This is a genomic window from Pseudomonas vlassakiae (assembly GCF_014269035.2).
Taxonomy (GTDB): Bacteria; Pseudomonadota; Gammaproteobacteria; order Pseudomonadales; family Pseudomonadaceae; genus Aquipseudomonas; species Aquipseudomonas vlassakiae.
The window spans coordinates 347,318-359,142 of the sequence record NZ_JABWRP020000004.1 but is presented as its reverse complement, the minus strand read 5'-3'; the positions used below and the strand labels follow the sequence as shown (position 1 = coordinate 359,142).

Annotated in this window: 9 protein-coding genes; 8 read left to right on the top strand and 1 reads right to left on the bottom strand. The window is 61.1% G+C overall.

The features are described from left to right. Nucleotides 1-6 precede the first annotated feature (6 nt). Nucleotides 7-1,305 carry an amino-acid N-acetyltransferase gene (gene argA / locus HU738_RS07835; protein WP_186601921.1) on the top strand — a complete coding sequence of 433 codons (1,299 nt, stop codon included), beginning with the start codon at nt 7-9 and terminating at the stop codon, nt 1,303-1,305. Between the two features lie 62 nt (nt 1,306-1,367). On the opposite strand, the gene HU738_RS07830 is transcribed toward argA, so the two are convergent. Further along, complete coding sequence (locus HU738_RS07830; RefSeq protein ID WP_186601919.1) at nt 1,368-2,744, bottom strand: glutamine synthetase family protein; 1,377 nt, start codon at nt 2,742-2,744, stop codon at nt 1,368-1,370. Nucleotides 2,745-3,318: 574 nt separating this feature from the next. Between HU738_RS07830 and HU738_RS07825 the strand changes: the two genes are divergently transcribed. From HU738_RS07825 to HU738_RS07795, 7 genes are all read left to right on the top strand, one after another. Further along, a complete protein-coding gene (locus HU738_RS07825; protein ID WP_176507556.1) occupies nt 3,319-4,677 on the top strand; it encodes a glutamine synthetase family protein in 1,359 nt (452 codons plus the stop codon). A 46-nt stretch (nt 4,678-4,723) separates the two neighbouring features. Then, nucleotides 4,724-6,085, top strand: a complete 1,362-nt coding sequence (locus tag HU738_RS07820) for an aspartate aminotransferase family protein (RefSeq protein WP_186601917.1) — start codon at nt 4,724-4,726, stop codon at nt 6,083-6,085. A 169-nt stretch (nt 6,086-6,254) separates the two neighbouring features. After that, nucleotides 6,255-7,352, top strand: a complete 1,098-nt coding sequence (locus HU738_RS07815; protein ID WP_176507558.1) for a polyamine ABC transporter substrate-binding protein — start codon at nt 6,255-6,257, stop codon at nt 7,350-7,352. A gap of 174 nt (nt 7,353-7,526) precedes the next feature. Beyond that, nucleotides 7,527-8,621 carry a polyamine ABC transporter substrate-binding protein gene (locus HU738_RS07810; RefSeq protein ID WP_176507559.1) on the top strand — a complete coding sequence of 365 codons (1,095 nt, stop codon included), beginning with the start codon at nt 7,527-7,529 and terminating at the stop codon, nt 8,619-8,621. Nucleotides 8,622-8,692: 71 nt separating this feature from the next. Then, nucleotides 8,693-9,835, top strand: a complete 1,143-nt coding sequence (locus HU738_RS07805) for an ABC transporter ATP-binding protein (protein ID WP_186601915.1) — start codon at nt 8,693-8,695, stop codon at nt 9,833-9,835. A gap of 35 nt (nt 9,836-9,870) precedes the next feature. After that, a complete protein-coding gene (locus HU738_RS07800; RefSeq protein WP_176507617.1) occupies nt 9,871-10,752 on the top strand; it encodes an ABC transporter permease subunit in 882 nt (293 codons plus the stop codon). Then, entirely contained in the window at nt 10,749-11,642 is an 894-nt protein-coding gene (locus HU738_RS07795; RefSeq protein ID WP_054885467.1) for an ABC transporter permease subunit, read from the top strand. Before HU738_RS07800 ends, HU738_RS07795 begins: the two co-directional genes overlap by 4 nt. Nucleotides 11,643-11,825 lie beyond the last annotated feature (183 nt).

Sequence of the window (11,825 nt, the reverse complement as noted above, 5' to 3'; positions counted from 1 at the left end):
CCTGTCATGCCCGAATACGTCAACTGGCTGCGTCATGCCTCCCCCTACATCAATGCCCATCGCGATTGTACGTTCGTTGTCATGCTCCCCGGCGATGGGGTTGAACACCCGAATTTCGGCAATATCGTCCACGACCTGGTGCTGCTGCACAGCCTGGGTGTGCGCCTGGTGCTGGTGCATGGTTCGCGTCCGCAGATCGAAAGCCGCCTCGCGGATCGTGGCCTGACCCCGCACTACCACCGGGGCATGCGCATTACCGATGCCGCCACCCTGGACTGCGTGATCGACGCTGTCGGCGCCCTGCGCCTGGCCATCGAGGCGCGCCTGTCGATGGATATCGCCGCCTCGCCGATGCAAGGCTCGCGCCTGCGGGTGGCCTCCGGCAACCTGGTCACCGCACGGCCGATCGGCGTGCTTGAAGGGGTGGACTACCACCATACCGGCGAGGTGCGTCGGGTCGACCGCAAGGGCATCAGCCGCCTGCTCGACGAGCGCTCCATCGTGCTGCTGTCGCCGTTGGGCTACTCGCCCACCGGGGAAATCTTCAACCTCGCCTGCGAAGACGTCGCCACGCGGGCGGCCATCGAGCTGGGCGCCGACAAGCTGCTGCTGTTTGGCGCCGAGCCTGGGCTGCTGGACGAAAACGGCAAACTGGTGCGTGAACTGCGCCCGCAACAGATCGCCCCGCACCTGGCGCGGCTGGGCAGCGATTATCAGGGCGAGTTGCTGGATGCCGCCGCCGAGGCCTGCAAAGGCGGCGTGGCGCGCAGCCATATCGTCAGTTATGCCGAGGACGGTGCGTTGCTGACTGAACTGTTCACCCGCGAAGGTGGCGGTACGCTGGTTTCCCAGGAGCAGTTCGAAGTGCTGCGCGAGGCGACCATCGACGATGTCGGTGGCTTGCTGGAGCTGATCAGTCCGCTGGAAGAGCAGGGCATCCTGGTTCGTCGTTCGCGCGAGGTATTGGAGCGTGAGATCGAGCAATTCAGCGTGGTCGAGCGCGAAGGCATGATCATCGCCTGTGCGGCGCTGTATCCGATTGCCGATTCGCAGGCAGGTGAATTGGCGTGCCTGGCGGTGAACCCGGAATACCGCCATGGCGGGCGCGGTGATGAGCTGCTCGAGCGCATCGAGGGGCGGGCCCGGCAGCTGGGGTTGAATACCTTGTTCGTGCTCACTACGCGCACGGCGCACTGGTTCCGCGAGCGCGGGTTTGCGCCCAGCGGCGTCGAGCGCCTGCCGGCGGCGCGAGCTTCGCTGTACAACTACCAGCGCAATTCGAAGATTTTCGAGAAATCCTTGTAGGCTGCACCGGCCTGTTCGCGGGCCGGAATGAAAGACGCCGCCCTGGTGGGCGGCGTCTTTGCTTACACGGTATGCAGATACCAGTTGTACTCGAGGTCGGAGATCGAATGCTCGAACTCCTCCAGCTCGCTCTCCTTGCACGCGACGAAGATATCGATGTACTTCGGATCGATGTACTTGTTCAGGATCTCGCTGTCGTCCAACTCGCGCAGGGCATCGCGCAGGTTGTTCGGCAGGCTCTGTTCCAGTTGCTCGTACGAGTTGCCTTCAATGGGCGTGCCTGGCTCGATCTGGTTGGTCAGGCCATGGTGCACGCCAGCCAGCACGGCAGCCATCATCAGGTACGGGTTGGCGTCGGCACCGGCCACGCGGTGCTCGATGCGTACGGCGTCCGGCGAACCGGTCGGTACGCGCAGGGCCACGGTGCGGTTGTCCAGGCCCCAGCTCGGTGCGTTCGGCACGTAGAACTGTGCACCGAAACGGCGATACGAGTTGACGTTCGGGCAGAGGAAGGCCATGGACGCGGGCAGGGTCTCGAGCACACCGCCGACAGCGTGACGTAGCGCGGCGTTCTGCTCGGGATCCTCGCTGGTGAAGATGTTGTTGCCATCTTTGTCCAGCACGGAAATGTGCACATGCAGGCCGTTGCCAGCCTGGCCCGGGTAGGGCTTGGCCATGAAAGTGGTGTCCATTTCATGGTCGTAGGCGATGTTCTTGATCAGCCGCTTGAGCAGCACCGCATAGTCACAGGCCTTGAGCGGGTCGGCAACGTGGTGCAGGTTGACTTCGAACTGCGCCGGGGCGCTTTCCTTGACGATGGCGTCAGCCGGAATGCCTTGCTCTTTCGCGCCTTCGAGGATGTCCTGCAGGCAGTCGGCATACTCGTCGAGGTCGTCGATCAGGTATACCTGGGTCGACTGTGGGCGCTTGCCGGAGATCGGCGAGCGTGGCGGCTGCGGACGGCCATTCACGTTCTCCTGGTCGATCAGGTAGAACTCCAGCTCGAACGCGGCGCAGATGGTCAGGCCCATTTCGGTGAATTTGCTCACCACCTGGCGCAGCACTTCGCGCGGGTCGGCGAAGAACGGTTCGCCTTCGAGTTCGTGCATGGTCATCAGCAGCTGCGCGGTCGGGCGCTTCTGCCAGGGTTCGTTGGAGAGGGTGCCGGGGATCGGGTAGCAGATGCGGTCAGCATCGCCGATGTCCAGGCCAAGCCCGGTACTTTCGACGGTGGAACCGTTGATGTCCAGGGCGAAGAGGGAGGCAGGCAGGTTGATGCCTTTCTCGTAAACCTTGTGGAGGCTGGTGCGCTCAATGCGCTTGCCACGCACCACACCATTCATATCTGCAATCAGAAGGTCAACGTAGAGAACCTCAGGATGTTCCTTAAGGAACGCGTTCGCTTCGTTAAGCTGAACGGCACGCGGGGGTACCGACATGATGCAACACCTTTGTTGTTAAAAATATCAATCAAGGGGGGCTTGCAGGACCAGTCAATCGAAAAGACAAACTGATGTCAAGCCAACCCCATGATGCCTCGAAATGGCACATCGACGGCAGATTTGCTGCATATCGGGGCGTGCCATTATCCGCTATTTCCCTCACAAAGGGCTATCTCCGACAAGCCGTGTTTTATTTTTTACGGAGGTGTTGTGTAAAAAAATTAACAAGGCTAAGCTCGGACTCAACCCAGAACACAATAATACGAGGGTCACATGGTCCGCTTGTCGCGACCTGAACGCGCTGCCTGCGCAGTGCAGTCGGGTATCCCTGCCGTTCCCGCACGCATCAGTCAAGCTGTGGCCTGCATGGTCGCAATAATTGACGCTTGGCGAACCCGGACCACACCTCGTAACGCTTTTTCGTTGCTCTTCTCGTCTATCTGCCCTTTGAAACCGCTGCGGACACGCTCATTCTCAGTGTATCCACAGTGCGCCTGCGCGTGGGTTTTTGCTTTAGCAATGTACTCCATCCAGAATCAGGGCGCGGACCACCTTACCTCCTGAGGTATTTATGAGTAACAACCTCGACCAGCTCACCGATTGGTTGAAAGAGCACAAGATCACCGAAGTCGAATGCCTGATCAGCGACCTGACCGGCATCACCCGCGGCAAGATCTCGCCGACCAACAAATTCATCGCCGAAAAAGGCATGCGCCTGCCCGAGAGCGTGCTGCTGCAGACCGTGACCGGCGACTATGTCGACGATGACATTTATTACGACCTGCTCGACCCGGCCGACATCGACATGATCTGCCGCCCCGACCAGGATGCCGTGTTCCTCGTGCCGTGGGCCATCGAGCCGACCGCCCAGGTGATCCACGATACCTACGACAAGAAGGGCAACCCGGTCGAACTGTCGCCGCGCAACGTGCTCAAGAAAGTCCTCAAGCTCTACGCTGACAAGGGCTGGCAGCCGATCGTCGCGCCGGAGATGGAGTTCTACCTGACCAAGCGCAGCGAAGACCCGGACTTCCCGCTGCAGCCGCCGGTCGGCCGCTCCGGCCGCCCGGAAACCGGCCGCCAGTCGTTCTCGATCGAAGCCGCCAACGAATTCGACCCTTTGTTCGAAGACGTCTACGACTGGTGCGAACTGCAGCGCCTGGACCTCGACACGCTGATCCACGAAGACGGCACGGCGCAGATGGAGATCAACTTCCGTCATGGCGACGCCCTGCACCTGGCCGACCAGATCCTGGTGTTCAAGCGCACCATGCGCGAGGCGGCGCTCAAGCACAACGTGGCCGCGACCTTCATGGCCAAGCCGATGACCGGCGAGCCGGGCAGCGCCATGCACCTGCACCAGAGCGTGATCGACGTGGCTACCGGCAAGAACATCTTCAGCAATGAAGACGGCAGCATGAGCGAACTGTTCCTGCACCACATCGGTGGCCTGCAGAAGTTCATTCCCGAAGCGCTGCCGCTGTTCGCCCCCAACGTCAACTCGTTCCGCCGCTTCCTGCCTGACACCTCGGCGCCAGTGAACGTCGAGTGGGGCGAGGAGAACCGCACCGTCGGCCTGCGCGTACCGGATGCCGGCCCGCAAAACCGCCGCGTCGAGAACCGCCTGCCAGGCGCCGATGCCAACCCTTACCTGGCCATCGCCGCCAGCCTGCTGTGCGGCTACATCGGCATGGTCGAGGGCATCGAGGCCAGCGCGCCAGTCCAGGGCCGTGGCTACGAGCGCCGCAACCTGCGCCTGCCGCTGACCATCGAGGACGCCCTCGAGCGCATGGAAAACAGCCGTGCGCTGGTGCAGTACCTGGGCAAGAAGTTCATCACCGGCTACGTCGCCACCAAACGCGCCGAGCACGAGAACTTCAAGCGCGTCATCAGCTCCTGGGAGCGTGAGTTCCTGCTGTTCGCTGTCTGATCAACCCTGAGGCCGCGGGTGCGGCCGCCGGAAAATGGAGAGGCACATGAGCGTCAACAACCCGCAAACCCGTGAATGGCAGGCCCTGAGCGGCGAGCACCACCTTGCACCCTTCTCTGACTACAAACAGCTGAAGGCGAAGGGGCCGCGCATCATCACCAAGGCGCAGGGTGTGCATTTGTGGGACAGCGAGGGGCACAAGATCCTCGACGGCATGGCCGGCCTGTGGTGCGTGGCGGTCGGCTATGGCCGTGAAGAACTGGTGCAGGCGGCAGAACAACAGATGCGCGAGCTGCCGTACTACAACCTGTTCTTCCAGACCGCTCACCCGCCAGCGCTGGAGCTGGCCAAGGCGATCACCGACGTGGCGCCTGAGGGCATGACCCATGTGTTCTTCACTGGCTCTGGCTCCGAAGGCAACGACACCGTGCTGCGCATGGTTCGCCATTACTGGGCGCTGAAGGGCAAGCCGCATAAGCAGACCATCATTGGCCGTATCAACGGTTACCACGGCTCCACCTTCGCGGGTGCGTGCCTGGGCGGCATGAGCGGCATGCACGAGCAGGGCGGCCTGCCGATTCCGGGCATCGTGCACATTCCGCAGCCGTACTGGTTCGGTGAGGGCGGCGACATGAGCCCCGACGATTTCGGCGTGTGGGCGGCCGAGCAGCTCGAGAAAAAGATTCTGGAGGTGGGCGAAGACAACGTCGCCGCCTTCATCGCCGAGCCGATCCAGGGCGCCGGCGGGGTAATCATTCCGCCGGAAACCTACTGGCCGAAGGTCAAGGAGATCCTGGCCAAGTACGACATCCTGTTCATCGCCGACGAGGTGATCTGTGGCTTTGGGCGCACCGGCGAGTGGTTCGGCTCCGACTACTACGACCTCAAGCCCGACCTGATGACCATTGCCAAGGGCCTGACCTCTGGTTACATCCCCATGGGCGGCGTGATCGTGCGTGACAAGGTGGCCAAGGTGATCAGCGAAGGTGGCGACTTCAACCACGGCTTCACCTATTCCGGCCACCCGGTGGCGGCTGCGGTGGGCCTGGAAAACCTGCGCATCCTGCGTGACGAGAAAATCGTCGAGAAGGCGCGTACGGAAGCGGCACCGTATTTGCAAAAGCGTTTGCGTGAGCTGCAAGACCACCCGCTGGTTGGCGAGGTACGTGGCCTGGGCATGCTCGGCGCGATCGAGCTGGTCAAGGACAAGGCGACCCGCAGCCGTTACGAGGGCAAGGGCGTCGGCATGGTCTGCCGAAACTTCTGCTTCGAGAATGGCCTGATCATGCGTGCGGTCGGCGACACGATGATCATCGCTCCGCCGTTGGTGATCAGCCATCAAGAGATCGACGAGTTGGTGGAAAAGGCGCGCAAATGCCTCGATTTGACGTTGGAAGCGATTCGATAAGCGTTTGCTAGGCTAGCGATGTGACATTAAGTCGTTACAAGGCCCTGCTTTCCTTGAAACAGAGCCTTGTAACTTGCCAGACTAGCGGTTGTTTCAGTCGCCGCGCGCTCTGCACCGTGGGTTCTGGCTGCTGGACAGTTGCTAACATAAAAATTCTGGAGCACTACGCATGAATAAAATGGGCAAAACGTTGCTGGCCGCCGCCCTGATGGGTGGCATGGCTACCGCTGTTCACGCTGACGATACCGTGTTGAACGTCTACAACTGGTCGGACTACATCGCTCCGGACACCATCGCCAAGTTCGAGAAGCAGACCGGTATCAAGGTCAAGTACGACGTGTTCGACAGCAACGAAACCCTGGAGGCCAAACTGCTGGCCGGCAAGTCGGGCTACGACATCGTCGTGCCGTCGAACAACTTCCTGGCCAAGCAGATCAAAGCGGGTGTCTACGAGGAGCTGGACCGCTCCAAGCTGCCTAACTGGAAGAACCTCGACAAAGACCTGCTCAAGGCCGTAGGCGATGCCAGCGACAAGGACAACAAGCACGCCTTCCCGTACATGTGGGGCTCGATCGGCATCGGCTACAACCCGGAGAAGGTCAAGGCCGCGCTGGGCGTGGACAAGATCGACTCGTGGGACGTGGTGTTCAAGCCTGAGAACATCGCCAAGCTCAAGAGCTGCGGCGTAAGCTTCCTGGATGCCCCGACCGAAATGCTCCCGGCCGCGCTGCACTACCTGGGCAAGCCGACCAACAGCACCAGCAAGGAAGACCTGAAGGCCGCCGAGGAGCTGTTCCTCAAGGTCCGTCCTTCGATCACCTATTTCCACTCGTCCAAGTACATCGGCGACCTGGCCAACGGCAACATCTGTGTAGCCGTCGGTTACTCGGGTGACGTCGAGCAGGCCAAGGCCCGCGCCCACGAAGCTGGCGACAAGGTCAAAGTGGACTACATCATTCCGAAAGAAGGTGCCGGTACCTTCTACGACATGGTCGCCATCCCTAAAGATGCCGAGCACAAGGAAGCTGCCTACAAGTTCATGGACTTCCTGATGCAACCGGAAGTCATGGCTGAAATCACCAACGCCGTGCGTTTCCCTAACGGCAACGAGGCCGCTACTCCGTTGGTCGACAAGGCCATCACCAGCGACCCGAGCATCTATCCGCCAGCTGAAGTGAAGAAACAGCTGTACGCCATCGCTGCACCGGATGCCAAGGTCCAGCGTGACATCACCCGTAGCTGGACCAAGATCAAATCGGGCAAATAAGCCCCGATGCGTGACCTCTGGGCCGGGGTTTCCCGGCCCAGAGCCAGTGAATGGCAATTGATGATTGCGGCAACGAAGCTGCGCAGGTAAGTTGCGCGCCGGTTTTGTGTGCGCGGCAGCGCTTGTACCGATAAGCACGCCGTCACCGAGGCACTGATTGTGAGGACCACCCACTTGTCTATTTCTGTACTACGCAAGGCCTTGATGGCTGGAGCGGGCCTGACGCTGGCATGCAGCGTCCAAGCGGCGCCTACGGTGCACTTCTACAACTGGTCGGACTATATTGGCCCGAACACCCTTGCGGACTTCGAGAAAGCAACCGGCATCAAGCCCGTGCAGGATGTTTTCGATTCCAACGAAACCCTGGAAGGCAAGCTGCTGGCCGGCAACACCGGCTATGACGTGGTAGTGCCGTCCAACCATTTCCTCGGCAAGCAGATCAAGGCGGGCGCGTTCCAGAAGCTCGACAAGCACCTGCTGCCCAACTATTCCAACCTCGACCCGGCGCTGATGAAGCGCCTGGAAAAGAACGACCCCGGCAACCAGTACGCCGTGCCTTACCTGTGGGGCACCAACGGCATCGGTTACAACGTCGACAAGGTCAAGGCCACGCTGGGCGTGGACAAGATCGACTCCTGGGCCGTGTTGTTCGAACCCGAGAACATGAAGAAGCTCTCCAAGTGCGGTGTGGCCTTCCTCGACTCGGCGGATGAAATGCTCCCGGCGGTGCTCAACTACATGGGGCTCAATCCCAACAGCACCGACCCCAAGGATTACGCCAAGGCCGAGCAGAAGCTGCTGGCCGTACGCCCATACGTGACCTACTTCCACTCGTCCAAGTACATCACCGACCTGGCCAATGGCGACATCTGCGTCGCGGCAGGTTTTTCGGGTGATGTGTTCCAGGCCAAGTCCCGCGCCATCGAGGCGAAAAAGGGCGTGAACCTGGCCTACGCCATTCCCAAGGAAGGCGGCAACCTCTGGTTCGACGTGCTGGCGATCCCCAAGGACGCCAGGAACGTCAAGGAGGCCCATGCCTTCATCAACTATTTGCTGAAACCTGAGGTTATCGCCCAGGTCAGTGATTACGTCGGTTACGCCAACCCGAACCCAAAGGCTGGCGACCTGATGGACCAGGCCGTGAGGACTGACGCTGCGGTTTACCCACCGCAGGAAGTGCTGGACAAGATGTTCGTGAACTCAGAGTTGCCACCCAAGGTGCAGCGTCTGATGACCCGTAGCTGGACCAAGGTCAAGTCGGGCAAGTAATCATCCAGACCCGTAGCGGTACCTGGAATACAGGCCGCGCGGGCACAAAAATCTTGTTGGGAGTTTCACTCATGGCAGTTGCCTCCGGTGCCTATAAAAAAGCCCTCGAGGGTGGCCAGCAACCCAAGCAGGTGCTGGTCAAGATCGACCGGGTTACAAAAAAGTTCGACGAAACGGTGGCCGTGGACGATGTGTCCCTGGAAATCCGCAAAGGCGAAATCTTCGCCCTGCTGGGTGGCTCCGGTTCCGGCAAGTCGACCTTGCTGCGTATGCTGGCCGGCTTCGAGCGCCCGACTGAGGGGCGCATCTACCTCGACGGCGTCGACATCACCGATATGCCGCCGTACGAGCGGCCGATCAACATGATGTTCCAGTCCTATGCACTGTTCCCGCACATGACCGTGGCGCAGAACATCGCCTTCGGCCTGCAGCAGGACAAGATGCCCAAGGCTGAGATCGACGCCCGCGTGGCCGAGATGCTGAAGCTGGTACACATGACCCAGTACGCCAAGCGCAAACCACACCAGCTCTCCGGTGGCCAGCGTCAGCGGGTGGCTCTGGCCCGTTCGCTGGCCAAGCGTCCCAAACTGCTGCTGCTCGACGAGCCGATGGGTGCGCTGGACAAGAAACTGCGTTCGCAGATGCAGCTGGAACTGGTGGAAATCATCGAGCGCGTAGGGGTGACCTGCGTGATGGTGACCCACGACCAGGAAGAGGCCATGACCATGGCCCAGCGTATCGCCATCATGCATCTGGGCTGGATCGCCCAGATCGGCTCGCCGGTGGATATCTACGAGACCCCGACCAGCCGCCTGGTGTGTGAATTCATCGGTAACGTCAACCTGTTCGAGGGTGAAGTGGTCGACGACGCCGAAGGCCACGCGATCATTGCCAGCCCGGAGCTGGAGCGCAAGATCTACGTGGGCCACGGCATCACCACCTCGGTGGAAGACAAGCACATCACCTACGCCCTGCGCCCGGAGAAGATGCTGGTCACCTCCCAGCAACCGACCTGCGAGCACAACTGGTCGCGTGGCAAGGTCCACGACATCGCCTACCTGGGCGGCCACTCGGTGTTCTACGTCGAGCTGCCGAGCGGCAAGGTCGTCCAGTCGTTCGTCGCCAACACCGAGCGCCAGGGCGCCCGCCCGACGTGGGGCGATGAAGTGTACGTGTGGTGGGAAGACGACAGCGGCGTGGTACTGCGGTCATGAAACCTCGCAAGCTCAAGCGAGCCTTCCAGCGCCTTATCCCGGAGGGACGGCACCTGGTGATCGGCGTGCCGTTCATCTGGCTGTTCCTGTTCTTCATGCTGCCGTTCTTCATCGTCTTGAAGATCAGCTTCGCCGAAGCCGACGTGGCGATCCCGCCGTATACCGAGATCTACACCTACGTCGAAGACAAGATCCAGTTGGTGCTCAACCTGGCCAACTACGGCCTGTTGACCGAGGATGAGCTGTACATCTCGGCCTACCTGGGCTCGTTGAAGATGGCATTCTTCAGCACCCTGCTGTGCCTGCTGATCGGCTACCCGATGGCCTATGCCATCGCCAACGCCAAGAAGGAGACCCAGACGGTCCTGCTGCTGCTGATCATGATGCCGACCTGGACTGCGATCCTGATCCGCGTCTATGCCTGGATGGGCATCCTCAGCAACAACGGGCTGCTCAACGGCTTCCTGCTGTGGACCGGCTTGATCGATCAGCCATTGCAGATCCTCAACACCAACCTGGCGGTATACATCGGTGTGGTCTATTCGTACCTGCCGTTCATGATCCTGCCGCTGTTCGCCAACCTGGTGAAGCACGACCCGAGCCTGCTCGAAGCGGCTTCCGACCTGGGGTCGAGTACCTTCAACAGCTTCTGGAAAATCACCGTGCCGCTGTCGAAGAACGGCATCATCGCCGGCTGCATGCTGGTGTTCATCCCGGTGGTGGGCGAGTTCGTCATTCCTGAACTGCTTGGCGGCCCGGAAACCCTGATGATCGGTAAAGTGCTGTGGCAGGAATTCTTCAACAACCGTGACTGGCCGGTGGCATCCGCCCTGGCGGTGGTGATGCTGGCGATCCTGATCGTGCCGATCCTGCTGTTCAACCGCAGCCAGGCCAAAGAAATGGAGGGCAGGGCATGAAGCGTTTCAGTTTTTCCAAGCTGATGCTGGTGCTCGGCTTGCTGTTCATCTACCTGCCAATGCTGATCCTGGTGATCTACTCGTTCAACGCCTCGAAACTGGTGACGGTTTGGGGCGGCTGGTCGGTGAAGTGGTACGTCGGCCTGCTCGACAACACCCAGCTGATGGGTTCGGTGATGCGCTCGCTGGAAATCGCCTGCTACACGGCGGTGGCTGCGGTGGCGCTGGGTACCCTGGCGGCCTTCGTGCTGACCCGGGTCACCCGTTTCAAGGGCCGCACGCTGTTCGGCGGCCTGGTCACCGCACCGCTGGTCATGCCCGAAGTGATCACCGGTCTGTCGCTGTTGCTGCTGTTCGTGGCCATGGCACAGATGATCGGCTGGCCACAGGAGCGTGGCATCGTCACGATCTGGATCGCGCATACCACGTTCTGCGCGGCGTATGTGGCGGTGGTGGTGTCGGCACGCCTGCGCGAGCTGGACCTGTCGATCGAGGAAGCGGCGATGGACCTGGGAGCCAAGCCGTGGAAGGTGTTCTTCCTGATCACCATCCCGATGATCGCGCCGTCGCTGGCGGCAGGCGGCATGATGTCGTTCGCCCTGTCGCTGGACGACCTGGTACTGGCGAGCTTCGTGTCCGGCCCAGGTTCGACCACCTTGCCGATGGAGGTGTTCTCGGCGGTGCGTCTGGGCGTGAAGCCTGAGATCAACGCCGTGGCCAGCCTGATCCTGCTGTCGGTGTCGCTGGTGACCTTCTTTGTCTGGTTCTTCAGCCGCCAGGCCGAAGAGCGTCGGCGCAAGGCGATCCAGCAGGCGATCGAAGAGGGTGCGGCGGCCAACGCCTCGCAGCCGCAGGTCAAGCGCCCGACTCAAGTGGCCGCTTCGGCCTGATCTTGAGGGCACCCTGCAGGGCTTTGGTTCTGTGGGGTGTCGGGTGCCAGGCACAATATCTTCAGCGCCTGCGAAACCGAGCGCCGCCCGCGCGGCGCTCGATCTTACCGCCGCCGAAAATGTCACGTCAGGCACCTGGATGCCATGACGGCCTCCCATAGCTGATTCCGATCAGTGCCGTTT

Excerpts from the sequence above, each read along its gene's own strand:
- argA (WP_186601921.1), top strand. The coding sequence starts at position 7 with ATGCCCGAATACGTCAACTGGCTGCGTCATGCCTCCCCCTACATCAAT.
- HU738_RS07830 (WP_186601919.1), bottom strand. The coding sequence starts at position 2,744 with ATGTCGGTACCCCCGCGTGCCGTTCAGCTTAACGAAGCGAACGCGTTC.
- HU738_RS07825 (WP_176507556.1), top strand. The coding sequence starts at position 3,319 with ATGAGTAACAACCTCGACCAGCTCACCGATTGGTTGAAAGAGCACAAG.
- HU738_RS07820 (WP_186601917.1), top strand. The coding sequence starts at position 4,724 with ATGAGCGTCAACAACCCGCAAACCCGTGAATGGCAGGCCCTGAGCGGC.
- HU738_RS07815 (WP_176507558.1), top strand. The coding sequence starts at position 6,255 with ATGAATAAAATGGGCAAAACGTTGCTGGCCGCCGCCCTGATGGGTGGC.
- HU738_RS07805 (WP_186601915.1), top strand. The coding sequence starts at position 8,693 with ATGGCAGTTGCCTCCGGTGCCTATAAAAAAGCCCTCGAGGGTGGCCAG.
- HU738_RS07795 (WP_054885467.1), top strand. The coding sequence starts at position 10,749 with ATGAAGCGTTTCAGTTTTTCCAAGCTGATGCTGGTGCTCGGCTTGCTG.